The sequence below is a fragment of the Sphingobium sp. LMA1-1-1.1 genome (assembly GCF_040676365.1).
Lineage (GTDB): Bacteria > Pseudomonadota > Alphaproteobacteria > Sphingomonadales > Sphingomonadaceae > Sphingobium.
In genome coordinates this window covers 356,982-382,122 of sequence record NZ_JBEGHS010000023.1, presented here as the reverse complement: position 1 = coordinate 382,122, position 25,141 = coordinate 356,982, and the positions used below count along the sequence as shown (strand labels likewise).

General features: G+C 62.7%; 21 protein-coding genes. 13 read left to right on the top strand and 8 right to left on the bottom strand.

The window, feature by feature from the left end; translation table 11 throughout:
* Window positions 1–2: 2 nt before the first annotated feature.
* The 6 genes from MRBLMA1_RS13265 to MRBLMA1_RS13240 all read left to right on the top strand — a co-directional run bounded on the left by MRBLMA1_RS13265 (window position 3) and on the right by MRBLMA1_RS13240 (window position 6,004).
* Window positions 3–3,107, top strand: a complete 3,105-nt coding sequence (locus MRBLMA1_RS13265) for an efflux RND transporter permease subunit (RefSeq protein WP_363737292.1) — start codon at window positions 3–5, stop codon at window positions 3,105–3,107.
* Window positions 3,108–3,127: 20 nt separating this feature from the next.
* Window positions 3,128–3,676: a TspO/MBR family protein gene (locus MRBLMA1_RS13260; RefSeq protein ID WP_363737291.1), complete on the top strand. Its 549-nt coding sequence runs from the start codon at window positions 3,128–3,130 to the stop codon at window positions 3,674–3,676.
* A 45-nt stretch (window positions 3,677–3,721) separates the two neighbouring features.
* Window positions 3,722–4,012, top strand: coding sequence for an accessory factor UbiK family protein (locus MRBLMA1_RS13255; protein WP_363737290.1), 291 nt, complete (start codon window positions 3,722–3,724; stop codon window positions 4,010–4,012).
* Window positions 4,013–4,103: 91 nt separating this feature from the next.
* Window positions 4,104–4,610, top strand: coding sequence for a YbjN domain-containing protein (locus MRBLMA1_RS13250; RefSeq protein ID WP_133652858.1), 507 nt, complete (start codon window positions 4,104–4,106; stop codon window positions 4,608–4,610).
* Between the two features lie 11 nt (window positions 4,611–4,621).
* Window positions 4,622–5,434 carry a pyrroline-5-carboxylate reductase family protein gene (locus MRBLMA1_RS13245; protein ID WP_363737289.1) on the top strand — a complete coding sequence of 271 codons (813 nt, stop codon included), beginning with the start codon at window positions 4,622–4,624 and terminating at the stop codon, window positions 5,432–5,434.
* A gap of 66 nt (window positions 5,435–5,500) precedes the next feature.
* Window positions 5,501–6,004 carry an asparaginase domain-containing protein gene (locus MRBLMA1_RS13240; protein ID WP_363737288.1) on the top strand — a complete coding sequence of 168 codons (504 nt, stop codon included), beginning with the start codon at window positions 5,501–5,503 and terminating at the stop codon, window positions 6,002–6,004.
* 58 nt (window positions 6,005–6,062) lie between these two features.
* On the opposite strand, the gene rsmA is transcribed toward MRBLMA1_RS13240, so the two are convergent.
* The 4 genes from rsmA to MRBLMA1_RS13220 all read right to left on the bottom strand — a co-directional run bounded on the left by rsmA (window position 6,063) and on the right by MRBLMA1_RS13220 (window position 11,680).
* A complete protein-coding gene (rsmA, locus tag MRBLMA1_RS13235) occupies window positions 6,063–6,920 on the bottom strand; it encodes a 16S rRNA (adenine(1518)-N(6)/adenine(1519)-N(6))-dimethyltransferase RsmA (protein ID WP_363737287.1) in 858 nt (285 codons plus the stop codon).
* Between the two features lie 5 nt (window positions 6,921–6,925).
* Complete coding sequence (gene pdxA / locus MRBLMA1_RS13230; RefSeq protein WP_363737286.1) at window positions 6,926–7,963, bottom strand: 4-hydroxythreonine-4-phosphate dehydrogenase PdxA; 1,038 nt, start codon at window positions 7,961–7,963, stop codon at window positions 6,926–6,928.
* On the bottom strand, window positions 7,941–9,341 hold the full coding sequence (locus tag MRBLMA1_RS13225) for a peptidylprolyl isomerase (protein ID WP_363737285.1): 1,401 nt from the start codon (window positions 9,339–9,341) through the stop codon (window positions 7,941–7,943). The genes pdxA and MRBLMA1_RS13225 overlap by 23 nt, the downstream gene beginning before the upstream one ends.
* An 86-nt stretch (window positions 9,342–9,427) precedes the next feature.
* A complete protein-coding gene (locus tag MRBLMA1_RS13220) occupies window positions 9,428–11,680 on the bottom strand; it encodes an LPS-assembly protein LptD (protein WP_363737284.1) in 2,253 nt (750 codons plus the stop codon).
* A gap of 194 nt (window positions 11,681–11,874) precedes the next feature.
* Here MRBLMA1_RS13220 and MRBLMA1_RS13215 point away from each other — a divergent pair, with 194 nt between their 5' ends.
* The 3 genes from MRBLMA1_RS13215 (at window position 11,875) to ndk (ending at window position 14,301) form a co-directional block, all read left to right on the top strand.
* Window positions 11,875–13,335: a leucyl aminopeptidase gene (locus MRBLMA1_RS13215; protein ID WP_363737283.1), complete on the top strand. Its 1,461-nt coding sequence runs from the start codon at window positions 11,875–11,877 to the stop codon at window positions 13,333–13,335.
* Window positions 13,335–13,784, top strand: a complete 450-nt coding sequence (locus MRBLMA1_RS13210) for a DNA polymerase III subunit chi (protein ID WP_363737282.1) — start codon at window positions 13,335–13,337, stop codon at window positions 13,782–13,784. Before MRBLMA1_RS13215 ends, MRBLMA1_RS13210 begins: the two co-directional genes overlap by 1 nt.
* 94 nt (window positions 13,785–13,878) lie before the next feature.
* The gene (gene ndk, locus MRBLMA1_RS13205) at window positions 13,879–14,301 is read left to right on the top strand and encodes a nucleoside-diphosphate kinase (RefSeq protein WP_133652867.1); all 423 of its coding nucleotides are present in this window, start codon (window positions 13,879–13,881) and stop codon (window positions 14,299–14,301) included.
* A 129-nt stretch (window positions 14,302–14,430) separates the two neighbouring features.
* Here the strand turns inward: ndk and MRBLMA1_RS13200 are convergent, their stop codons facing one another.
* Window positions 14,431–15,105 carry a glutathione S-transferase family protein gene (locus MRBLMA1_RS13200; protein WP_363737281.1) on the bottom strand — a complete coding sequence of 225 codons (675 nt, stop codon included), beginning with the start codon at window positions 15,103–15,105 and terminating at the stop codon, window positions 14,431–14,433.
* 226 nt (window positions 15,106–15,331) lie between these two features.
* Here MRBLMA1_RS13200 and MRBLMA1_RS13195 point away from each other — a divergent pair, with 226 nt between their 5' ends.
* Entirely contained in the window at window positions 15,332–16,123 is a 792-nt protein-coding gene (locus MRBLMA1_RS13195; RefSeq protein WP_363737280.1) for a sulfite exporter TauE/SafE family protein, read from the top strand.
* 120 nt (window positions 16,124–16,243) lie between these two features.
* On the opposite strand, the gene MRBLMA1_RS13190 is transcribed toward MRBLMA1_RS13195, so the two are convergent.
* Window positions 16,244–16,954 carry an IS6 family transposase gene (locus MRBLMA1_RS13190; protein WP_363737279.1) on the bottom strand — a complete coding sequence of 237 codons (711 nt, stop codon included), beginning with the start codon at window positions 16,952–16,954 and terminating at the stop codon, window positions 16,244–16,246.
* 196 nt (window positions 16,955–17,150) lie between these two features.
* Between MRBLMA1_RS13190 and MRBLMA1_RS13185 the strand changes: the two genes are divergently transcribed.
* Genes MRBLMA1_RS13185 through MRBLMA1_RS13175 form a run of 3 tightly spaced genes read left to right on the top strand, consistent with a single transcriptional unit; the run spans window position 17,151 to window position 20,975 of the window.
* Window positions 17,151–18,863, top strand: coding sequence for a TIR domain-containing protein (locus MRBLMA1_RS13185; protein ID WP_363737278.1), 1,713 nt, complete (start codon window positions 17,151–17,153; stop codon window positions 18,861–18,863).
* Complete coding sequence (locus MRBLMA1_RS13180) at window positions 18,864–19,463, top strand: hypothetical protein (protein WP_363737277.1); 600 nt, start codon at window positions 18,864–18,866, stop codon at window positions 19,461–19,463. It abuts the gene before it with no gap.
* Window positions 19,464–19,517: 54 nt separating this feature from the next.
* A complete protein-coding gene (locus MRBLMA1_RS13175) occupies window positions 19,518–20,975 on the top strand; it encodes a TRAFs-binding domain-containing protein (protein ID WP_363737276.1) in 1,458 nt (485 codons plus the stop codon).
* Window positions 20,976–21,064: 89 nt separating this feature from the next.
* On the opposite strand, the gene MRBLMA1_RS13170 is transcribed toward MRBLMA1_RS13175, so the two are convergent.
* Together MRBLMA1_RS13170 and MRBLMA1_RS13165 are read right to left on the bottom strand one after the other, a co-directional pair.
* Entirely contained in the window at window positions 21,065–21,718 is a 654-nt protein-coding gene (locus MRBLMA1_RS13170; RefSeq protein ID WP_363737275.1) for a Crp/Fnr family transcriptional regulator, read from the bottom strand.
* A gap of 312 nt (window positions 21,719–22,030) precedes the next feature.
* Complete coding sequence (locus tag MRBLMA1_RS13165) at window positions 22,031–25,033, bottom strand: TonB-dependent receptor plug domain-containing protein (RefSeq protein ID WP_363737274.1); 3,003 nt, start codon at window positions 25,031–25,033, stop codon at window positions 22,031–22,033.
* Window positions 25,034–25,141: the final 108 nt, after the last annotated feature.

The window sequence follows — 25,141 nt, the reverse complement described above, 5'->3', positions numbered from 1 at the left end:
CGATGCAGCTTTCGGACCTGTCCGTCCGTCGTCCGGTCTTCGCGGCGGTGGTTGCCGTGCTGCTCTGCATCATCGGCATTGTCGGCTATCTCAGCCTTTCCATCCGCGAATATCCCGATACCGACCCGCCCATCGTCTCGGTCGAGACCAGCTATACCGGGGCGGCGGCTTCGGTCGTGGAAACGCGCATCACCCAGATCATCGAGGATGGCGTCGCCGGGGTCCAGGGCATCCAGAACATCACCTCGACCTCGCGCGATGGCGTTTCTTCAGTCAGTATTGAATTCGACCCCTCGCGGGACATCGATTCGGCGGCGAATGACGTGCGCGATCGCGTGGGCGCTGTGGTGGAGGATCTGCCGGAGGATGCGCTCGCGCCGGAAATCCGGAAGGTCGACGCCGATGCGCGGGCGATATTGTTCATCGTCTTCACCAAGGATGGTTGGACCCCGACGCAGATTGCGGATTATCTGGACCGCAATGTGCTGGATCGCTTTTCCGCCATTGATGGCGTCGCCCGAGTCACCGGCGGGGGCGAGGAAAGGCCCTCCACGCGCATCTGGCTGAATGCGGAGAAGCTGACAGCCTTCGGCATCACGCCGGGCGACATAGAGGCGGCGCTGCGCGCGCAGAATGTGGAACTGCCGGCCGGGCGCTTCGAATCGAAGGACCAGAACCAGACGCTGCGCGTAGAGCGGGCCTTTTCGACGCCAGAACAATTTGCCGGGCTGGTCGTGGGACGCGGTGCGGACGGTTACCAGGTGAAGCTGGGCGACGTGGCGCGGGTCGAGCAGGGCGCCGAAAACCCCTATACGTCCTTCCGCTCCAACGCGGCGACGGGCATCGGCGTGGGCATCATCCGTCAGTCGGGCGCCAACACGCTGGAAGTTGCGGAGAAGGCCAAGGCGCTGATCGACGAGCTGCGGCCTACCTTGCCGCCGGGCATGAAGGTCACGATCGGATCGGACGAGTCGCTGTTCATCAGCCGCGCCATCGACAATGTCTATGATACGCTGGCCGAGGCGGCACTGCTCGTCGTGCTGGTCATATTCCTCTTCCTCGGCTCCCTGCGGGCGACGATCATTCCGTCCGTCACCGTGCCGATCTGCCTGCTGGCGACCTGTGCCGTCATGTGGCTGCTGGGGCTGTCGATCAACCTGCTGACGCTGCTCGCCTTCGTGCTGGCCATCGGCCTGGTCGTGGATGATGCCATTGTCGTTCTGGAGAATGTCTATCACCGCATAGAACAGGGGGAGGATCCGCTGGTCGCGTCCTATCTCGGCACGCGCCAGGTGGGTTTTGCGATCATTTCGACCACGCTGGTGGTCTGCGCGGTGTTCGTGCCGGTCATGTTCCTGGCGGGGCAGACGGGCCTGCTGTTCCGCGAACTGGCTATATCGATGATCGCCGCCATCGCCTTTTCGGGCTTCATTTCGCTCAGCCTGGCGCCGATGCTCTGTTCAAAGCTGCTGCGACGTTCGGAGCGGTCACGCCTGTCGCTCTGGGTGGATGCGCGATTCCAGCGGCTGGAGGGGACCTATGCGCGCCTTCTCGACCGGGTGCTCACGCGGCCTGCGGGCGCCATCGTCGCCGTTGCGCTGTTCCTTGCCGTCGCCGGCGGCCTGTTCACCATGCTTCCGACCGAACTGGTCCCAGCGGAAGATACGGGCGTCGTTGACGGCCAGGTGACGGCGCCTGAGGGCACCGGCTTCGATCGCATGAAAGGCTATATGCGGAAAATCGAAACCGATCTGCAGCCGCTTCGGGACGAGGGCACGCTCCAGGTGCTGAACATACGCGCGCCCGCCGGTTTTTCGAACAGCGACGATTTCAACGGCGGAAATATCATCGCCTTCCTGCGGCCGTGGGAGGACCGCACGATCACGACGGTGCAGGTGGCCGACATGATCAACAAGGTGATCGCCGACCAGCCCGGCGTCCGCGGTAATGTCGCGCCGCGTTCGGGGCTGGGCCGGGGAAGGGGCCTGCCGGTCAATCTCGTGCTGGCAGGAGCGACCTATGAGGGGCTGGTCGCCGCGCGTGATCGCATCATGGCCGCCGCGGCCGCCAATCCGGGCCTCATCAATCTGGATTCTGACTATAAGGAAACCAAGCCGCAGATGCGGATCGATGTCGATCAGCAACGCGCGGGCGATCTGGGCGTGTTCGCCAACGACATCAGCCAGGCGCTGCAGACGCTGCTTGGGTCCCGCCGCGTTACCACCTATGTCGACCGGGGCGAGGAATATCGCGTGCTGCTTCAGGCAGAGCGGGAGGGGCGCCAGACCCAGGCCGATCTGGAGCGGATCAACGTGCGCAGCCGCACCGGCGCGCTGGTGCCCCTGTCCGCCGTCGTCACGATTCGCGAAGTCGCGGGGCCGCGCCAGCTCAACCGCTACAACAAATTGCGCGCCATCACCCTGACAGCGGCTCTGGCGCCGGGTTACTCGCTGGGCGAGGCGTTGAACTTTCTCGAGGACCAGGCGCGCCAGTCACCGGAGATCCTTGCCGTCGGCTATAGGGGGGAGAGTCAGTCGCTGCGTGAAACCGGCGGATCGATCTGGCTGGTCTTCGGCCTGACCATATTGATCGTCTATCTGCTGCTCGCCGCCCAGTTCGAGAGCTTCGTCCATCCCGGCGTGATCATCGCCACCGTGCCGCTGGCCGTGGCGGGCGGGGTGCTGGGCCTTGCCTTGGCGGGCGGGTCGATCAATCTCTACAGCCAGATCGGCATCGTCATGCTGGTGGGACTGGCGGCGAAGAATGGCATCCTGATCGTCGAATTCGCCAACCAGTTGCGGGACGAAGGGCTGGAGATCAGCGCGGCCGTTCGTCAGGCTGCCGTCCGTCGCCTGCGCCCCATATTGATGACCTCCATCGCAACGGTCATCGGCGCTGTTCCCCTGGTCATACGGGGCGGCGCAGGCGCGGCGGCCCGGCATTCGATCGGGGTGGTGGTGGTTTCCGGCGTCAGCCTGGCGACATTGATCACGCTGTTCCTGATCCCGATTCTCTATTCACGGGTTGCAGGACGAACCGTTTCACCGCAAACCGTCAGTCGGCGGCTGGACTCGGCCTTGAAGGATTCGCCCGACGCCGCCGAGTAAAAGGTGGAGCTTCGTTGCCGATGAACGAGATTGCGTCTCCGGGTCAATTACGTCTTGCCTATGCGCGCTGGGCACTGGTTACTGTGCCGGCGCTTGTTTTCCTTGGCTTTCTTTCAGGCAAGCTCGCCAATAGCGGCTATGGCAATCGCTGGTTCGCGGCCTTGGCCAAGCCCGACCTGATCCCGCCCGGCTGGGTCTTTGGCCTTGCCTGGACCATCCTCTATATAATGATGGCGCTCGCCTTCGCCGTCGTGCTGCATGCCAGGGGCGCGAGGGGCCGGGGGATCGCGATAGTCGCATTCCTCGCGCAACTGGCGCTCAATCTTCTCTGGTCCCCGTTGTTCTTTCGTGCGCATCTGGTGGATCAGGCGCTGGTCCTGATCGTCGCGCTGTTAGGGCTTGTGGCCGTCACGATCCTGTTGTTCTGGCGCGTGCGGCGTGTCGCGGGGCTTCTGCTGCTGCCCTATCTGTGTTGGCTGGCCTTTGCCTCCTACCTCAACTATGAGATCGGCCGCCTCAATCCGGACGCGGAAAGCCTTGGCAAACCGGCTTTCCAGACCCAGATATGATTTTTGGCGCCACGACCGTGGTGCTGCACGGAAGGACATAGCATCATGCAGAGCGAAAACCGCTTTTTCGACGACCTTGCCAAGCTGGTGAACGGCGCGGCCGGAACGGTCGCGGGCATGAGCCGCGAATTTGAGAGCAACGCCCGCGAAAAGGCCAAGCAGTGGATCGGCGGCATGGATTTCGTCAGCCGCGACGAATTTGACGCCGTCAAGGCGCTGGCCGCCGCTGCTCGTGAAGAGGTGGAATCGCTGAAAGCCCGCCTCGATGCGCTGGAGGGCAAGGCGTCCGAACCCGTCAAGCAGACGGTCCGCGCCAAGCCCAAGGATGCAGAATAAGCGGCCGGTTTCGGGCGAAAGCGGAGTTGTCCACGCATTTTCCATGCCGCCCCGGTTTCCACCGGCGCAAAAAATGCTTTAAGGCGCGCAGATGATGGACAGCGACGAATTTGAAAATGGCGGTCAGGAGGCCGCACCGATCGACATGCTGGCCGCCTTTTTCGAGGCGCATGGCTGGAGCTACGATCAGGTCGGTGAGGACGAAATCGTCGCCAGTACCCAGGGATCCTGGGCACAATATGAACTTCGCGGCATCTGGCGTGACGAGGATCAGGTACTGCAAATGCTCGCCCTCCCCGACATAAGGGTGAACGACGACAAGCGCAGCACCATCTACGAAACGCTGGGCCTGATCAACGAACAGCTTTGGCTTGGCCATTTCGAACTCTGGTCCTCCAGCGGCATCGTGCTGTTCCGCCACGGCGCGCTGTTGGGGGCGGGCGGCACGCTGACCCTCGATCAGGCGCAGCTTCTTGTGGAAACCGCTATCGACGAATGCGAGCGCTTCTACCCGGTGTTTCAGTTCGTCCTCTGGGGCGGCAAGACGCCGACCGAAGCGATTTCCGCCAGCCTCATCGAAACGCGCGGCGAAGCCTGAGGCGCAATTCGATGACCGACATCTGGCCCGATCATCTCTTCCTTGTCGGCTGCGGCAATATGGCGGGGCAGATGCTGCAGCGCTGGCTCGCCTGCGGTCTTGATCCCGCAACAGTCACCGTACTGCGCCCCAGCGGCAAGCCGGTGGCCGAGGGAGTAAGAGTGGTCACCGACTATCCCGCCTCGCTGCCGGGCAGCACTACGGTCCTGCTGGGCATGAAGCCCTATCAGCTTGGCGATGTCGCGGGCTGTCTCGCGCCTCTTTGCCGCGGCGATATGCGGATCGCCTCGATTCTCGCGGGAACACGTCTGACCGAACTGCGCGCGGCCTTTCCTGCAGCAGGAGAAATCGTGCGCGCAATGCCCAACCTTCCGGTGGGTATCGGGGAGGGCGTCATCGCCCTGCATGCGGAAGACGCTTGCGCGGCGCTCTCGCGAAAAGCGGTCGAAGCCTTCATCGCTCCGCTCGGTCTGGCCGAATGGATTGAGGATGAAGGCCAGTTCAACGCGGTCACCGCGCTGTCCGGCTGTGGCCCCGCCTTTTTGTTCCGCTTCATCGATGCCCTGGCGCGGGCTGGCGAGTCGATCGGTCTGCTCGGCGATCAGGCAGAGCGTATGGCGCTGGCCACCGTGCGCGGATCGGCAAGCATGGCTGCCATGGCGCGCGAAAGCCCGGCGGTGCTGGCGGATCGAGTGGCCAGCCCTGGCGGCATGACGCGGCAGGGACTGAACGTGCTCGATGCCGACGATCGATTGCTGGATCTGCTCACCGACACGCTGGCCGCTGCCCGCGACCGGGGCGATGCGATGGCCCGGGGCGAATAGCGCCGACGCGGTTCACCTTGGCCTGGAAATGCTCTACGGGCTCGGCGTTCCTATGGGAGTCCTGCAATGTTGTCCCCCGAAATGCCCATTCTTGTCCTCACCACCGGGGGAACGATCGACAAGATCTATTTCGATGCACTGTCGGACTATCAGGTGGGTGAGACCGTAGTATCGAAGCTGCTCGACATCGCCCGGGTCAAGCGGCCATTCCGCATTGAGGAAGTGGTGCGCAAGGACAGCCTGGAGCTGGACGATGCCGACCGCGCCCTGATCCGCGACCGGGTCGCGACGGCGCCCGAAAGCCACATCATCATCACCCATGGCACCGATACGATGACCGAGACTGCGAAGCTGCTGTCCGCCATTGCCGGCAAGACAGTGGTGCTGGTCGGCGCGCTCGCACCGGCACGCTTTGGCGAGAGCGACGCCAGCTTCAACCTCGGCATGGCCTTTGCGACGGTGCAGGTCGCCGCTCCTGGGGTTTACATCACGATGAGCGGATCGGTGTTCCGGGCCGACAAGGTCGTGAAGGATAGGGAAAAGGGCGCTTTCGTCCCGACAGAAGGCTGAATTCGCAAGGGCAAGTGGCTGCCGACCCATCGTGGATCCGTCCGAAACCGCGTGAAGGTCAAAGACTACCCAGTACGCGCGCCGTCTCCACGAATTCCTCGACGCTGACGGTTTCGGCGCGGCGTTGCGGGTCGATGCCGACGGTCTCCAGCGCTTCCAGAGCGCCGGGCAGCCCTTTGAGGCTCTGGCGCAGCATCTTGCGGCGCTGGCCGAAGGCGGCGGCGGTGAGGCGTTCGAGATGCTTGAGCTGCACGCCTTGGGGGGCTGGCCTGGGCGTGATGTGAACCACGGCGGACATGACCTTGGGCGGTGGGGTGAACGCGCTGCGGTGGACCTTCATCGCGATGCGGGCGTCGCCGCGCCATTGGGCGAGCACGGCCAGACGGCCATAATGATCGCCATTGGGCTTTGCGACGATCCGTTCGGCGACCTCCATCTGGAACATGAGGGTCAGGCTCGACCACCAGGGGAGCGGAGACCAGTCGGCCGAAAGCCAGCCGATGAGCAGTGCAGTGCCCACATTATAGGGAAGATTGGCGATGATATGCGCCCCTTCGCCGGCTTCGGCGCGGACGTCGACGGCCATCGCGTCGCCGGAAATCACACGAAGCTGGTCCGGAAACGCCTCTGACAGTTCGGCAAGGGCGGGCAGGCAGCGCCGGTCGCGCTCCACCGCGACCAGCCGCGCCCCGGCGCGCAGGACGGCGCGGGTCAGGCCGCCGGGACCAGGCCCAACCTCGAAGGCAGGCTGGTCCTTGAGCGGTCCGGGAATGGCGGCGATCCTGTCCAGCAATTGCTCGTCCAGCAGGAAATTCTGGCCGAGCGCCTTGTTCGCCTGCAGCCCATGGGCGGCGATGACGTCTCGCAGCGGCGGGAGCTTGGGCGGTGACAGCCTGGGGTGGGTATCGGCGGTCATCGACCTTAGCAGCCAGGGGTCAATCGTGCACGCGCGGCCTCGGCCGCCATCTTGATCGCGGCCATCATCGCGCCGGGATTGGCACTGTCCTTGCCTGCAATGCCGAATGCGGTGCCATGGTCGGGTGAGGTGCGCACGATGGGAAGGCCCAGGGTGATGTTGACCCCCTCGTCGAAATTCAGCGTCTTGATCGGGATCAGCGCCTGGTCGTGATACATGCAGAGCGCCACATCATAGGTTTCGCGGGCGCGGCTGTGGAACAGGGCATCGGCGGCGATCGGCCCCTGAATGTCGTATCCTTCCGCCAGCAGCGACTCCACGGCCGGCCGGATGACATCGATCTCTTCCCGCCCCAGCGCGCCGCCCTCGCCTGCATGGGGGTTGAGGCCCGCGACGACCAGACGGGGACGACCGATGCCGAAATTGCGCTGGAGTCCCTTTGCCGTGGTAATGGCGCGGGCGCGGATCAGGTCGATCGTCAGCACGGACGACACCTCGGCCAGCGGGATATGGATGGTGATCGGCACCACCTTCAGCGATGGTCCCGCCAGCATCATGACGGCGTTATGCGGCGCAACGCCGCAGCGCTCCGCAATGAATTCGGTCTGTCCCGGATGGGTAAAGCCGACACCGTAAAGCTGTTCCTTGCCGACCGGGGCGGTGACGATCCCGGCGGCCGAACCGCTGCGGGCGAGGCCGACCGCCACTTCCAGAGCCTGAAAAGCCGTGCGCGCGCCGTCGATGCTGGGCATGCCGGGCGTGATCTCTCCCGCGTCGGCCACTTGCAGGCAGGGCAGGGCCTTGCCGAAGACTTCCGCGGCCTCCTCCGGCGTGCTGACCGGTTCGACCGGACCAAGCCAGACGGCGCGCAGAGAGGCTGCGTCGCCCACGGCGAAGAAGGGCGGCAGGCCTCGCGCCTCGCGCATTACCCAGCTCTTGGCGACGATTTCCGGGCCAATGCCGGCCGGATCGCCGAGCGAAACGGCGAAGGGCGGCCCCATTGCCGGAGGGGCCGCAGGATCAGTTATAGTCGATGACGGCATCGCGGCGAAGATCGCGCAAATAAATGCGGGCGCGCTTGTTCACTCGTTCTTCCTCAAGCTGCGCCATGATCTGTTCGGCATTGGGAGCAGCGGCGGTAGAGGCTTCGTCACGGCCGCAGACCACCAGCACGCGCACGCCGTCATTGATCGATCCGAATGGCGGCGTCGCTTCGCCGACCTGGAGGTTGATCAGGATTTCCTGCAATTGCGGTGGCAGGTCGCGCAGCTTCACATTGTCGTTGTCGACCACGTCCGCGCCGATCTTGCCGCCCAGTTCATTGGCCTGGCCGCATCCCTTGATCGCCTTGACCTGTGCGGCAAAGGCCGCGGCCTTGGTGCTCGCCTGCTCCTTGGTCGTGCCTGCCGGGAAGCTCACGGAGAGCTGTTTGAGACTGAGAAGCGCATCACGCGGATCGGCGGTCAGCACCTTCCGCTTGTCCATGACGTAGATGATCGATATGCCGCCGGGCACCCCGATGGGCCCGGCAATCTGGCCGACCTGCATTTCCGCTGCCGCCTGCGCCAGTTCATCGGGCAATTGCGCGGGGCGAACCCAGCCCAGATCGCCGCCGACCGCCGCCGTAGAGGCTTCGGAGAATTGCCGCGCGTAGGCCGCGAAGCTGCCGCCCTGCTTGATCTGTTCGATGATGTTGCGGGCGTTGGCGATGATCTGCTGTTGATTTTCCGGCGTGGCCGAAAGGTAGATTTCGCCGATGCGGAATTCGTCGCTGCCCTTCGCGGCGTTCATCCGGTCGACCACCGACTTCACCTCATCCTCCGACACGTTGACGAAGGGCTGGATGTTGCGGCGGAGCAGGCGGCTCCAGGCCAGTTCGCCCTCGATCTGGCGCCTGATGCTGGCGGCGGAGCTGCCCTGCTGACGCAGATATTGATCGAACTGCGCGGGGGACTGGCGGAAATTGGCCGCGACCCGTTCATAACTCTGGTCGATCTCGGCCTTGTCCACCTTGATATCGTTGGCGGCGGCTTCCTGGATCTGCAGCGTCTCGTCGATCAGGTTGCGTAGCACCTGCACGCGCAGCCTTTCCTTTTCCTCGTCCGACACCTTGCCGCCATTGGCGGTGATGATGAGGGCGAGGCGCTGGTCGACGTCGGTGCCGGTGATGATGCGGCCGTTGACGATCGCCGTCGCCTTGCGGACATTGGGATCGCTCTTGCCGAAGATGGTCACGTCCTTGGGCAGGTTGAGCTGCTGGGTGGCGACATTGTCATCGTCATTCACCGTCTGGGCGAAACTTCCGGAGGCGCCGGTGGCCAGCAGGGCCGAGGACAGAAGCAGGGTGCGCAGGCCCTTGGCGGCGGCGCTGCCAATGCGGGAAAACCCTTTTAAGGCATAATGGGAAACGACAGGCTGCATCGTCGACAAAACTCTCCAATCGGGTCGGCACGAGATGCGCCGATCCGCCTTAACCGGCCCTGAGCAGGAAACGGGACGGCTGATCCTTATATGCCAATATTGCGAAAAGCCAGCCGAAGCTGGAAGCTGTTGCCCTTTCGTGCGTCGCCCAGCACCTGATAGTCGCGCCGCCAGGTCAGGCCGAGCGTCAGGCAGTCATCTTCATAAGTGACGCCCAGCCTGTGTCGGACGGGTTGATAGCCGTTGGCGACGCTCAACGGATCTTCCCTCGCATTGGTGAGGTCGATCACGGTGGAACCGAACAGCGACCAGAAACGCGCAAACTGCAAGCGGCCGCCCAGCCGGAGCTCCTCCCGGTTCCGCAAATCCTCCAGGCTGAGGTCGGCATTCCGGTTGAGCCGCAGATAGCTGACCATCGCATAGGTCTTCTTGCTGCCGATGGTGGCGTCGATCTCGTTCCGTCGGATGGCGAGATTATCCTTGTCCAGCCGGAAGCGGTGCGTGAAGCTGAGGAAATCCCGATAACGGATCGTGGTGCGACCGACGATGTCGGACAGCCGGTCTGACAGGCCCGTGCCCACCGGTAGGATATTTTCCCGGCTGTTCAGGCGGTAGCTCTGCCCGATCACGCTTTCGAGCGAGAAATGGCGCAGCGCCAGGCTATATTCCAGCCCATAGGTGACGCGGGTCGAATCCTCGAACCGGTCGTAGCCGGAAAAGCGATTGAGCGCGAAAAGGTTGCTGTCCTCCAGGTCGATGGAGCGGGCATCCTCGTTCGGGACGGTCAGATTGGCGATTCTGGGCGCCGCCACGATCTGCACGCGAGGGGCGATACGCTGCACGCCGCCAAAGGCCTCACCCATGAACGGCCAGCGGACGTCGATCGCCGCCGCCGCGATCCCGCGCGCCTGCCACCCGGGATCGCCGGCATAGCTGGCGACGGTGGCCAGCTGATTTTCGTCGCTGTGGTAGACATCGCCGCGCAAATAGGTCGTGAAGGTGACGTCCTGACCCATCGGCGTCAGCTTGCGCAGATTCCATTCGAACGCCGCGAAAGCGCGCTGCGTATCCTCTCCATGGGTGCGGGTGATCGCCAGGCTGTTGGCCTGGAACTGGATGACGCCGTCCAGCAGCGGGTCCTTCATCCGCAAGCGATAATCGACGACGGGCAAGGCGATCGGCATCTGCCCCTGAGGATCGCCGGTGCGCAAAGTCTGCACGGCCCACCCGGCGATCGAGAAATAGCTGTTGTCCCCGATCCGCTGCGCATTGATGGTCGATCGCAGCCGGTCATCATTGCTGATATAGTAGCGGCGCAGGAAGGTGCGGTCGGTCGTCGCGCGAATCGATCCGTTGATGCTCCATTCCGGCGTCAGCTGCAGCGCGCCGCTGGCATCGAGATAGCCGCGAAAATCCTTCTGCGTAGTGGTGGATGTGCTGCCGGTAGCGACGCGGCTGCCATAGGTGGCATAGCCGGTGATCTGATAGGCGCCCCGATCCCACAGGTGGCGGTAGTTGCTCTCCAGCAGGGGCAGGGCGTTGGTGAAGACGTGGGGCGTGACGGTGATGTCGCGATTGGGTCCCAGCTTCATATAATAGGGCAAGCCGAGTTCGAAGCCGTTGTTGCGGTTGTAGCGCAATATCGGCACCAGCAGGCCGCTGCCGCCATTGTCGCCGACCGGGTGGGAGAAGCCGGGCATCGGGATGAGCGGGAGGCCGAACAGCTCGACGCTAGCATTGGTATATTTGACCCTGGCCTTCACCGGATCATAGATGACCTTCACTGCCTTGATCTGCCAGGTCGGTTCCTTGGGGCAGCCCTTGTGATCCTCCACTGCGCAGCCGGTATAGACCGCCTTTTGCAGGGTGTAGACGCCGCCCTTCCGCTCGCCGTTCACGGCGGCCAGGCGCCCGCCCGACTGCAGCACCAGCAGCATGTTCTGGACCATGCCGTCCTGCAGGCTGTCGGTGACGTCGAACCTGTCGCCATAGGCGATATTGCCCTCGGGATCCGTGACGGAGACATTGCCGCTCGCCTCCACCTTGCCGGTATCACGGTTCCAGACGACCTTGTCGGCGCGCAGCCGGTTGCCGTGGCGCAGCAACTGCACATTGCCGTTGGCGGTCACGACCTCCTTATTGCTATCATATTCCAGCGCATCGGCGGAAAAGCCGATCTGATCGTCATTCTCCGGCACCGGGGCGTCGGGCGCGCTGATTGTCGTCTGCGGTTCCTGGAGTTGCTGGGCGGCGGCATGCGGGATGACCGCCAGGCACGGAAAGGCGACGCCAGCGGCCAAGAGCCGATTGAAACGCAAAAGGAAGGGGCGGTTCTGCAAAAGAATGGGGCCTCTTTGACGGGGCGTTCTGTTTCCCGGACTATTGCACTGCCCTATTGCACCGCTTTGTCTGCGCTGCAATCGTCTCGGCCAAGAGTTTTGCCGGAAAATCAGTCGAACGGCTTTGCCAGACCGGGCCGGCCGCACTATCTGGGCAGAGAGATACAAGCCTTGCAGGAAATAAAGGACCCCAGATGGAAATCGCGTTCAGCCCTGTCCGTCCCGAAGCCGATACACTGGTCTTCGCCGTGCCCAAGGGCGGCTTCGACGCCTTGCCCCTGAGCGCCGCGTCCGTGCTGGTCGGGGGGGCGGCGGCCGCGCGTTTCACGGGGGAAGCGGGATCCAGCTTCGAGAGCTTCGTGGACGAAGGCGGCAAGGTGCTGCGCGTCGTTCTGGTGGGTACCGGAGCTGGCGGTGATGTGGATTTCGAGCGGGCGGGCGCCGCGTTGACGGCCCGGCTGGCGACAAGCGGGGCGGTTCACGCTGCGGTGGAGTTCGTAGGCGCGCCCGGCGGCGAACAAGCGGCGCGCCTTGCCTTCGGCGCATTGCTGCGCGGCTGGCGGATCGACACCTACCGTACCCGGCAGGCGGAGAAGGCCAAGCCGACCCTGAAGCAGGTCACGCTGGTGTCGAGCGACGCAGGGGCGGCCTGGGAAAGACAGGCTGCCGTGGCCGCGGGCGTGGCCTTCACCCGTGAACTGGTGGCGGAGCCGGCGAACGTCCTCTATCCCGAGAGCTTCGTCGAACGGTGCAGGCATCTGGAGGAACTGGGCGTCAGGATCACCGTCCTGGACAAGGCGGCGATGGCGGAACTGGGCATGGGCGCGCTGCTGGGCGTGGCGCAGGGTTCCATGCGCGAACCGCGGCTGCTGGCGATGGAATGGGATGGCACAGATTCGGCGGGGACGGGCGGCGTGATCGAAAAGCCGCTGGTCTTCGTTGGCAAGGGCGTGACCTTCGACACGGGCGGCATTTCACTCAAGCCCGGCGCGGGCATGGAAGACATGAAATGGGACATGGGCGGCGCCGGTGCGGTCGCGGGTGCGATCAAGGCGCTGGCCGGACGCAAGGCGAAGGCCCGCGTCGTCGGCATCTGCGGCCTTGTCGAGAATATGCCCGACGGCAATGCGCAGCGTCCGGGCGACATCGTAACCTCCATGTCGGGGCAGACCATCGAGGTGCTGAACACCGATGCCGAGGGGCGGCTGGTGCTGTGCGACGTCATCACCTGGGCGCAGAAAACCTATGCGCCCGAGATCATCATCGATCTCGCGACATTGACCGGGGCGATGATCATCTCTCTGGGCAATGAATATGCAGGCATCTTCGCCAATGACGACGGGCTGGCCGACGATCTGATCGCGGCTGGCAAGGCGGCGGGCGATCCGCTGTGGCGCTTCCCTCTCGGGGATGCCTATAACAAGCTGATCGACAGCCCGATCGCCGACATGAAGAATATCGGGCCGCGCTATGGCGGGTCGATCACGGCGGCGCAGTTCATCAAGCGTTTCGTCGAGGAGGGCGTCAAATGGGCGCATCTCGACATCGCCGGCATGGTGTGGGCCGACAAGCCCGGCGCAACCTGGGACAAGGGCGCGACAGGCTATGGCGTGCGGCTGCTCGACCGTTATGTGGCTGACAAGATAGAGAAATAATGCAGGTCGATTTCTACCAGCTCAGCCGCGATCCGGTGGAACAGGTGCTGCCCGCGATTGCGGGCCGCATCCTGGCCATGGGCGCGCGGCTGATGGTGGTCGCAAGGGAGCCTGAGCGGCTGGATCGGATTTCCGCCGGGCTATGGGCCGGGCCGCCCGAAAGCTTCCTGGCGCATGGCCGGGCCGGCGAGGGTGCCGAATCGGTGCAGCCGATACTGCTCGCACAGGATTGCCCGGCGGGCGAGTTGGCCGCCAACGGGGCACGGCATGTCGCACTGGCGGATGGCCTCTGGCGTGAGCAAGCGATGGGTTTCGAGCGGGCTTTCTACTTCTTCGACGCTGAAACCATAGAGGGCGCGCGCTCCAACTGGCGCGATCTCTCGAAACGGGACGGGGTCCCCCCCCGCTTCTGGCGGCAGGAAGGCCGCAAATGGGTGCAAGGCCCCTAGCAGGGCCCTGCCCCATCAGCCCTCTTGCGATAGGCTCCGGCCCGGTCTAAAGGGCGCGCCAACTTATCCCAACAATTCGGAGCTTTTGAGCCTTATGGCCGTTACCCGCACCTTTTCGATCATCAAGCCCGATGCGACCCGTCGCAACCTGACGGGCGCCGTGACCAGGAAACTGGAGGAAGCGGGTCTGCGCGTTGTCGCTTCCAAGCGTATCCGCATGAGCCGTGAACAGGCTGAAGGCTTCTATGCCGTGCACAAGGAGCGCCCCTTCTTCGCCGATCTGGTTGCCTTCATGATTTCCGGCCCGGTTGTCGTCCAGGTTCTGGAAGGCGAAGATGCGGTGAAGCGCAATCGGGACATCATGGGCGCCACCAACCCGGCCAATGCCGATGAAGGCACCATCCGCAAGGAATATGCCGAATCGATCGAAGCCAATTCGGTCCACGGCTCCGACAGCGAGGAAAATGCCGCGATCGAGATCGCCTATTTCTTCAAGCCTGAAGAAATCGTCGGCTGATCGGGCACGATAATCTGGAAAAGGGCCGGGGGTGATATGCCTGCCGCCCCTTTTCCATGGCGGAAATGGCGGAACGGGCCATCTGCTCGCGACATTTGCCCAACCTCCGCAAATGACCGAAAACTTGCCTTATCCCAATTGCGGAGGCGCTTCGAAACGGTCGATCACCCATTCTTCCGCCTGTGCGCCGCCAATCCATTCCTGCATCCAGGGATGATTGATGATGGCGCGCATATAGGCTTCCGCAAAGCGGGCAACGGGGAGTTGATAGGTGATGAAGCGGGTCACCACCGGCGCGAACATCACATCGACCGCGCTGAAATCCCCGAACAGAAACTCTCCCTCGCCGCCATGGCGGGCGCGGGCCTCCGCCCAGAGTTGCATGATGCGCGCGATATCCTGAGCCGCGGCCTCGGATGGAGGGACGGGAGCATAGATCTGGCGGATGTTCATGCTGTGCTCACGTCGCAGCGCAGCGAAACTGGAGTGCATTTCCGCCGCCATTGACCGGGCCATGGCGCGCGCGGCGATGTCTGCCGGCCAGAATCGGTCGCCGCCCGACTTCTCGTTCAGATATTCGACGATCGCCAGGCTGTCCCACACGACGACGTCGTCGCCGTCCCACAATATTGGCACCTTCCCGGAAGAAGGGGCGAATTCGTCACCCTCGCGGCGCTTTTCCCACGCTTCGTCGTAAAGCGGCACAACAACCTCCTCGAAGGGGAGGCCGGACAGCTTGCACGCCAGCCATCCGCGTAGCGACCAGCTTGAATAGGCCTTGTTGCCAATGAACAGCTTCATCATGTCCCTGTCTTTACAGCCTGTTGGGAAATTCGCGGAGGAACGCATTTTGGCCAGATAGTCTCTTAGACGCCGGTGGCAAGGAAAGTCGAGAGCATCGCGTCACTCTTGCATTCAACAGCATTTGTTTTGGAGGCGATAAATTTCCAATCCAAAAGGGGGCTGGCTGGCGCGGTTTTTCGGTCCTACACATCGCGGATTACACGACGTAACGAATTTGGGGCGAAATATGGATTTGTTGCACGCGATCGCAGGCCTTTTCGTCGGCCTGATGGTCGGCATGACCGGAGTGGGTGGCGGCTCGCTGATGGCGCCGATCCTGATCCTGCTGTTCGGCGTCGCGCCCACCACGGCGGTCGGCACCGACCTGTGGTTCGCGTCGATCACAAAGGCGGTCGGCGGCGCGGTTCACCACCATCAGGGCGGTACCGAGGGCGGTCCGGATTATGAAGTCGTGAAGCGCCTGATGATCGGCAGCATCCCCGCCTCGCTGATCACGTTGGCGATCCTTTCGCAGATGCACCTTGGGCAGATCAAGACGGGCGTGATCACGGCGGCGCTGGGCGTGGTGCTGATCGCTACCGCAGGTGCGACCCTGCTGCGCGGCCGTTTCCATAGCTGGGCGCTCGCCCGCCGGGTGGGCACGGCCGACGGTTTCACCCGCTGGCAGCCGGCGCTGACTGTGCTGGCCGGCGCCCTGCTGGGGGCGATGGTGACGCTGACTTCGGTCGGTGCGGGCGCGATCGGTGCGACGTTGCTCCTGGCGCTCTATCCACTCCGCATGCGGATGCAGCGGCTGGTGGCGACCGATATCGTTCATGCCGTGCCGCTGACGCTTGTCGCCGGACTTGGCCATTTGTGGATCGGGAACGTCAATCCGGTGCTGCTGGTCAACCTGCTGGCGGGGTCGCTGCCCGGTATCGTGATCGGATCGCTGCTGGCCACGCGCACGTCGGATCGCGTGCTCCAGCCCCTGCTGGCTGCGGTGCTGGTGGTGGTGGGATGGCGGCTGATCGCCTAGCCGCGAAATATCTGCCGAGCCGGAATCCAACTTGCTACAGTTTTATATGAATTTTCGGTGCTGTCAGACAAAGGCGAACCGCTCTCCACACGATGCACTTCGGGCTTAGAACGGAGAAACTCAGCTCGCGAGAGACTGCCACTGGGCCAAGGCGGCCGAGCGTCTTTGCTTGTAAATCTCTCGATCGACGAGATGGCGCTCCAGGGCGAAGTGATTGTGAAAGTGGGCGTGGACGGATGCGAATTTCTGCAGGGATCGCATCTGTCGAAACCTGAGCATAGCCCGCTCCCGTCGTCGGAAGGGGAGATGGCTGTTTTCAACCCGATTGTTCAGCCACTGCCCCATTTCCTGCTGCTCGATATTGCCCAGGTCACGCATTGCTGCTGGATAGGATCGGAGTCCGTCGGTTACGATTTTTGCTGGTGATCCGTGCCGTTTCAATGCTTTCTTCATGAAGGCCAAAGCTGCCTTTTTATCCCGCTTCTTCGTAACGTAGCTCTCCAGAATTTCGCCTTCGTGATCGACGGCGCGCCAGAGGTAAACCATCTTGCCGTTGATCTTCACGTACATCTCATCAAGGTGCCAGCGCCAGTGGCGAAAGCTGCACATCTTGTTGATCCGCTGGCGTCGGATCTCGCCAGCAAACAGCGGGCCGAACCGGTTCCACCACAGCCGCACCGTTTCGTGGCAGATATCGACGCCACGCTCGAACAGCAGGTCCTCGACGTTCCGCAGCGACAGCGGGTAACGGACATACATCATCACCACCAACCGGATCACCTCCGGGGAGGAGTTGAAATACCGAAACGGACTAATGGTGGGCTTGGTCATGACCCACCATTTACCGAACCCCGGTTTGCTTTGACAGCACCGCGCCGCCATGCGAACTTTGCAGGCAACCTTCCCCCACGGCGGCTTTTTCGATAGCCAAACCCCTCGGCTCCATTGGGCGAGCGTGCAAATTATGGCACTGGACGACGATGTGGTGCACCGCCCGCTAAAGAGAGGAACAGGGTCAATCCTTGTGATGGAGGACAACGGAACGAAGGCGACCTATGCCGCCTTTCTGAGCTATAATCATAGGGACGTTGCGTGGGCGCGTCCGTTGCAGCGGCGACTGGAATCCTATCGCTTTCCAGGCAGGACGGTCCGTTCGGATGGTAAGCGCAAATTGGGGCCGATCTTTCGCGACCGCGATGAATTGCCCGCAACGGCCGACCTGTCGGAGGCCGTCAAGCAGGCGCTGTCAAAGTCCGCAGCATTGCTGGTCCTGTGCTCACCCAATTCAGCGGCGTCGCCATGGGTGGACAAGGAAATTCGCCTGTTCCGGGCCCTCCATCCCGATCGGCCGATCCTGGCGGCGATCATTGATGGCGAACCGACGGATGCCTTCCCGCCGGCGCTGAGGGATGGGGTCGAACCGCTTGCGGCCGACCTTCGGCGGGAGGGCGATGGCGTCCGGCTCGGCACCTTGAAGATCATTGCCGGGCTGGCTGGGATTGGTCTGGACCGGCTGGTGCAGCGCGACGCGCAAAGGCGCATCCGGCGCGTGATGGCTGTCACGCTGGCTCTGTTGCTGATCATGCTAGCTTTCGTCGCGCTGTCGGTTGCGGCTTTGCAGGCGCAGCGAGAAGCCGAGCGGCAACGCGCCGAAGCAGAAGGGATCATCGAATTCATGCTGACCGATTTGCGGGAACGTCTGCGTAGCGTCGGTCGCCTGGATGCCCTCTCTGTCGTCAACGACCGGGCAATGAACTATTATCGCGATCAGGGAAATCTCGACGATCTGCCGGACGACAGTCTGGAAAGGCGTGCGCGTATCCTTCAGGCCATGGGGGAGGATGACATTGCCCGCGGCAGCCTGCCTGCTGCACGGCGCAAGTTCGAAGAAGCGCATCGCACGACAACCGCACTGCTGAACGACGATCCGGAACGGCCCGAATGGATCTTCGTCCACGCGCAGAGCGAATTCTGGATCGGGCAGGTCGATCAGCTGTCCGGGCAGCCCGATAGGGCGCTCAACCATTATTGGGCCTATCTGCATTGGGCCCGTCAGCTTTTGCAGCATCAACCCCATGCCGCGCGCAGCTTTACGGAAGTGGGTTATGCGCTCAGCAATATCGCCTCAGTCCAATCGGAGGCGAAGAACGACCATGCCGATGCGATCCGGAATTATGAAAAGTCGCTTTACTGGTTCCAGCGAGCGCAGCAGGCCGATCCACGATCTCTCACCATTCGCAAGGAGGTGGCCGAACGCCACGCGCGGCTGGCCGACGTGCAGTATGACCGTCGTGATTTCCAGGCCGCGGCCCAGCATCGGCTGGAGCAATTAAGGCTGCTCGAGCCGCTGCGGCGGGAAGACCCGCAAAATGGCGACATTGCCTATGATACTCTGGTGGCGACTCGTTCCCTCGCGCGAATTGCGTTCGAAACCGGAGAGACGGCCAAGGCGGTCAGGCTGATTCAGGATGCGCAAATCCAGTCTTCGGCGCTCCGCCGGCGCGACCCGCAAAACCAGAACTGGTTCGAACAGCATCTGCGGCTGCTGATGGATGCGGCAGAGGTGGCGAGGGCGCGCCACCAGGGAGCAGAGGTCCATCGCCTCGTCGGCCAGGCCCGTCGGATCATGCACGACGCAAGCCCGAATGCCGCGGCAGATCCGGCATTTCGGATTACGTCGATCAAGCGTCTGGATGCTATAGCGCAGGCCGATAACAGGGCTTTGGCAAAGGGGGATTGAATGCTGCCTTACGGAAACAGTGTCAGGACCGTTGGACCCGGCGACGAGATCGACCATGTCACCTTGCTCTACATTCGCGTGCGGGAAGGCGTATGGAATGTGAGTCGCTGGTTCGCGACGATTTGCGAACGGGGGCTACAGGCCACCGAGGCGCGCCTGCTGAAGCTGGCGCAGTCGAGCGATCCCGCGCACCATGCCGAATTCAGGGGCTACGGATTCGAGAATATCGAGTTCATCGAATATATGTGCTTCTTCACCATCATCCTGGATGCGCCCGGCTACAGCTTCCATGATGGGAAGGATACCGATCCGCTCTGGTTCCTGGAGAAGAAGGAGAATAGCTCGCTGGCTCCGCCGCCCGCCCCGGTGGCGCCCAACCGCAGCTTCTTCGACCTGGAGATGATTGAGATTGGCGGCTATCCGGCGCTGCGGTGCCGTAACTATATGTGCAACGGCTATACGGGCGAACCGCTGAAGGAAGGGGAGGAGCAGGGCTTCATCTTCAACCTGTATATTCGCGGTCGCTATGAACATGGCGGCGATGGCGGCGTTGTCCTGGCAATCGATCCGGACGGCGTCAGCAAAGGGCCGCGCAAATAGCGCAGCGGGCGAATTCGGTGGCGGCGAACAGGCGCTTATGGGACAAGGCTGGCAATGATCAGGCCGCAGCTTAACAGCATTACGCGACTGGCGCGGGCGGGCGCGCTGGAACAAGCCTGGGCAACGTTTCATGCCGCCGGCCTGTCGCCACAGTCGGACGATCCGGATGTCCTGACGGTCTACGGGCGCCTTCTCAAGGATCGCGCGGCGGCGGAAAGCGGCACCGTGCGGGAAGATCTGCTGAACCGCGCGATCACCGCTTATGAGCGTGCTTCGGCTCTTTCGCGCGCGACCTATCCATTAATCAACGCGGCGACGCTCGCTTTTCTTGCCGGACGAGGCGAGGCGGCGACAACGTTGGCTCATGCCGTAATGGCGCTGCTCGATGATCCGCTGCGCGCCGCCGAGACGCCTTATTGGATTGATGCGACGCGCGCCGAAGCGCTGTTGCTGCTGGGCCGGACTCGGGATGCCGAACGGATGCTGAGGCGAGCGATCGGACATCAGCCCGAAGCATGGGAAGATCATGCCTCTACGCTGCGGCAGTTCGCCATGATCCTGGCCGAGGCGGGGCAGCCCGTCGACTGGCTGGACCGTCATCGCCCGGCCTCGCCGCTCTATTTCGAAGGCATATTGGGCCTTGCCACGGATGATGACCGGGCGGCCGAGGCGGTTGCCGGGGCGGTGGATGCATTGGCACCTTCCATGGTGGTCGGTGCGCTGGCGGCCGGGACCGACATATTGGTGGCAGAAGCCGCCGTCGTCGCGGGCCGACAACTGCATGTCGTTCTGCCCTGTCCGGCTGAACTGTTCCGGACCACCTCGGTCGAGCCCTTCGGACCTAGCTGGGCCGATCGGTTCGATGCGCTGCTGGAGCAGGCAGTCGCGGTGAAGGAAATGGATGATTGGCAGCCGCTCAGCGATGCGTCCGTCGAGGTGTCGAGGCAGGCCGCCATGGGACTTGCCTTGTGCGAGGCAAAGCGCCTGCAATCTTCGGCCCGCGCCTTGCAGATCGTCGGACGGGGCGAAGAGCGCGGGAAGTGCATGGCCCGCTGGGAGGCCCTCGGGCTTCGGCTGGATCGTCTGGAACTCGAACGGAGCGACAGTCGACGGGTCACCCTGTCGACAGAGGCTGAGGCTGCTGCCCTGATCGCGATACCCGAATCTTTGCATTTCTGCTTGAATGGGGACGGCGTGGATCTGGCGAGGCAGGAGGGACAGCGCGCCTATCGTCTGCCTTCCCTCGGCGAAGCTGCTCGCCGGGTTTCCGACTTGCGGAGTGAATATCCTGATGCCCGGCTGGGACTGGATTACCGGGCCGTCTCAGATGCGCGGGCGGGGCGCTGGGATCGCGTGCTCATGATTGCCGTGGCGGATCTCAAGGGGGCGGTGGTTCTCAGCGAAGCCGCCGCCCTGGCCCTTGCCTTGCATGCGCCGGAGGCAAATGTCCAACCGATGGGCGACATCAGGACGGCGCTGGGCGATCTGACGCTGTATGGCCTGTTTCCTTAATTAGGGCAGAGTCGCTGACTTTCAGCCCGCAACGCTTGGAATGGTGCGAGCGGACCGATGGCTTTTTAAGCAAGTCTTGGTTGGTGTTCTCAGGCTACCAAGTCGGCCAGGAGGCGGGGCGCCAATATGTTGAGCGCCTCATCGGTCCTGCTAACGATACCACGCCGCAACAGGTGTGCGATCGCCCGGGATGTCGTTTCGCGCGTGGTATGAACCGACAATGCAAGCGCCGACAGCACGGGTGGCGGCTCAATCCGGTTAGAGGGGCCGGCCAGGCGCAGCAGTTCGGCGTAGACCCGGCCATAGGCGGTCAAAGTGGTTCGTGCAGCCATACGGTCAAGCATCACATCCAGCTGCCGGGCGAACAGCATGCTCAGGCCATGGGCAATCTCCGCGCTATATCGGGCAAGGTCCACCAGCGTCGCCGTTTCAATACAGAGTAGATGGAGCGAACCTTGGGCGACGATGTCGCTGCGCAACACTGCTGGCACAGGGTAGCTGCCGAAGATTTCGCCGGGACCATGGGAAGCGAGCAACGTCCGTTGACCGTCAGCCGAGTTGATCTGGGCTTGCGCAGCCCCTTCCACGACGACCCAGCAATGATGGGCCAGGTCGCCCTGATGCGCGACGAAGGCCTTGTGTGGAAAGACCGCGTCGCGAACGGCAGATGCCAGAGCCTCGGCACCAGCCTGCCCGCACGAGAACACGCTTCTGATAACGGCCAGCCGTTCCGCCTCAAGCAAGCTTTTCCCCCAAAACCCTGTGGGCCAGCGCGGTCGAACCTACCGGCTGATGGCTCTTAAAAAAAGGCCCAGCAGCGCGAAGGCTGCCGGGCCCAGAAGTTTGGAAATCAGGCAAGCCTGAATTCCTCGGGTCGCGGCCCGGATAATAAGCGTCTCTTTGGAGTTTGCGCGTGACGTGCATCACGCTTCACGGGTCGCCGGCCGACCTATCGAACCATCGGTCATCTCCTATTCCGGCCCTAAGTTGGCGCCATGGCGTCCGATCCTGAAAATCTGAAGAACGCTAAAGGCCAGACCGCTGCCCGTCCTCGGTCAGAACAGCCGGTCGGTCTGCACCTTAAAGCCTGCGTAGACGAACCGTCCGACACCCGAAATCGGGTAGCTCAGTTGACCGATATCCGGCGTCTGGTCGGTCAAATTGTTGACGCCTGCGTAGAACTGAAACCGGTCGTTGACGTCATAGGCAAGGCGAAGGTCGTGTTGCTTGAGTTCCTTGTACCAGACATATTTGGGGTCCACGAGGTCCGGATTGGCCGCCAGTTGCTCGGTCGTGTAGCGGCGTGTCTTGCTGAAATAGTTGAACGAATAATTGGCCGTGAACCCCTTGAGCTTCCAGACGAGGTCCAGCGTTCCGCGCCAGCGCGGGTTGTAGGATTCGAGAATATCGTCATCCACATCAGCGCCGATAGAAGGCACCTCGGTTTTCTTGTCGAGATAGCCGCCGACAAGGCTGACGGCGAAGGAGCCCAGATTGCCCGCTGGAGTGAAGGCATAGCGAACGGAGAAATCGGCGCCCGCCGTTCTGATCGCTGCGACGTTTTGCGGCCGGACATTGAAGCCGATCCGCCGCTGGATATCGTCGCCATCGCCCAGGACGAAGCCGGTGCCCGTGTCGCGGAAGATGTTCTCGCAGAACACATTGTCGACCGTTGGCTGATCGACGCACAGTTCGGCGAGCTCGGTAGCCGTCGGTGTGTTGACCGCATCCTTGATCTTGATGTCGTACCAGTCGAACGTCAGCGTCAGCCCTGGAATGAAGCGCGGCTGGAGGACGACGCCCGCAGTCCAGGACTTGGCCGTTTCTTCCGTCAGGTCGGGATTGCCACCGGTCGTGCCGCGCCGTGATGTGGTGGCCTGCGGATCGGTTGTCGGACTGAAGGCGGCGATTTCTGCTGGTGACAACCCCAACCCCGACAGGATGGTAGTGCAATTGGCCTGCCGATACTGCGTGCCGTCATTTATGCGGCGAAAATCGCAGGGATCAACGACAAAATCGAATGTTCCGGTAGCAGGTTGGAACAGTTCGCCGATGTTGGGCGCACGCACCGCCTGCGAGTAGGAACCCCGGAAACGGATGTCGCGTATCGGGGCATAGATGCCGTCGACCTTCCATGTCGTCGTTTTGCCGACCGTGCTGTAGTCGGAAAAGCGGATGGCTCCGCCAACCGAGAGCAGTTCGGCAAAGCGCATGTTGGACAGGATCGGAGCGTTCACTTCGGCGAAGAACTCCTTCACATTGAACTTGCCGCTGCTAGGGGACAAGGCCGCCGTGTCGCGGAAATCGCCATTCTGGATCAGCAGGTCGGGCGTATCGGAGCTTTTCTCGCGCCGATATTCCCCGCCCAGGGCAAAGCCGAAGGAGCCGCCGCCGGGGAAGGTGAAGGCAGAGTCGAGATTGCCCGAAATCGAACCGGTAACGACCTCCTGAGTGATCTTCGATCGGCTAAGATTGTCCGCCAGCACGAAATCGAGCGCCTCCTGCGACGCCACGCCGTTACCCAGGATGTTGAGGGGACGGCAGGCGCTGCCGGCGCCCGGCGAGAAGGTGGTGGCCGGCCCGCCGAAATTGTCGGGATCGATCACGCCGTCATATTCAAGCGTCGACCGGCAGACGATCTGACCCGTCGTCGGATCGCGGACCGCGTCCAGTGCGGCATAGTAGCGATCACCGATCAGATTTGCCGTCTGGCGGTTCCGTACTTTCGTCTGGCCGTAAATGTAGGAAATATCATATTTGAGGTTGCTGCCCAGATCCCCGTCGAAGCCGGCAACGAAGCGCATCGTCTTGCGCTTTACGGTTTCACCGCGAATGCCGAAATCGAAATTGTCGCGCGAGACATAGGCGCCGTCTGGCGCTGCACCGGCGCCAAAGCGATCGACAAGATAAGCGTTGTCGGGCTGGAGATAAGTGAAAAAGTCAAAGCTGGGCTGTCCGACCGAATAGGCCTGCGTCGCGGCATATTTGCCTTCCGCGTAGAAGCGGATGGCCGACGAGAATTCATAGCTGGTCAACATGTTGAAAACATGCCGCTCGGTTTTGGGCTGCAGGTCGCCGAAATAGCCTGCGACCGGCGTGTTGGATCCGCCAACGGCGCGAGCGTTGCCGCCGATCAACGGGATGCCGCGATCATAAGGCAAACCGCTGCCCGTGAAGTCGGGAATGCCGTCGAGATCGATATCGACGGCGCCATCAGGTGCGCTGTCTGCCCATGTGAGATTGCGGTAGAGAATGCGATCAGGGACGCTCGGATCGTCGCCCAGATCGTCCTGATTCTGGAGGATTTCGCCATAGCGGGCGGGATCGCCCGAAAAGCTCCGCTTGAAGGGGCTGAGGCGGTCTGACTTGTTATATTCGTAAGCGAAAGCGATGTTGCCGCGATCTTCGCTGAAATTCTGGCCAGCCGTCAGGCTGAAATAGCGGTTCGCAGCATCCCCCTTTGAGGAGATGCCTGACTGGCCCCGGACGGAAAGCCCTTCGAAGTTGCGCTTAAGGATAAAGTTGACCACGCCCGACACGCCGTCTGCCCCGTATATTGCGGAGGCGCCGCCCGTGAGCACGTCGACCCTGTCGATCAGATCTTGTGGAATGGAGTTTATGTCAACCGCCGCGGAATTTGCGATTCCGGCGACGTGACGCTTGCCGTTCACCAAGACGAGCGTGCGATCAGTGCCCAGGTTGCGCAGGTTGAGCAGGTTTACGCCTGTCTCGCCGAAGCCCGCATCCGCGCCGCCTGCGAGCGAACTGCCGGTCGACGCCGACAAGGCCGGATTGCGTAGCAGGACGTCGGTGATGTTGGTGCGGCCGGTCTGCTCAATCTGCTCTGCGGTGACGGCGACAATGGGATTGGCGACATCGAGTTCGGGCCGCACGATGCGGGAACCCGTCACGATAATCGTTTCTCCGGCTTCCACGGTGTCTTGCTCATTTTGAGGCGCCTGTTCCTGCGCATGCAGTGACGCCTGCATCAAAGCGACCCCGGCTAGAGCCGTGGCTGCACCCGCGCGCAGGCGCGCGGTCTTCAAAATTCTGTTCATGCTCCAGTCCCCTTGCTCTGGAAGTACGCGCCCCCCGCTCACTATCCCGCCCCAACCGAACCCTTGCGGAATGCGATGGTCAGGTTAATTCCCCGAGCAAAGCTGTAA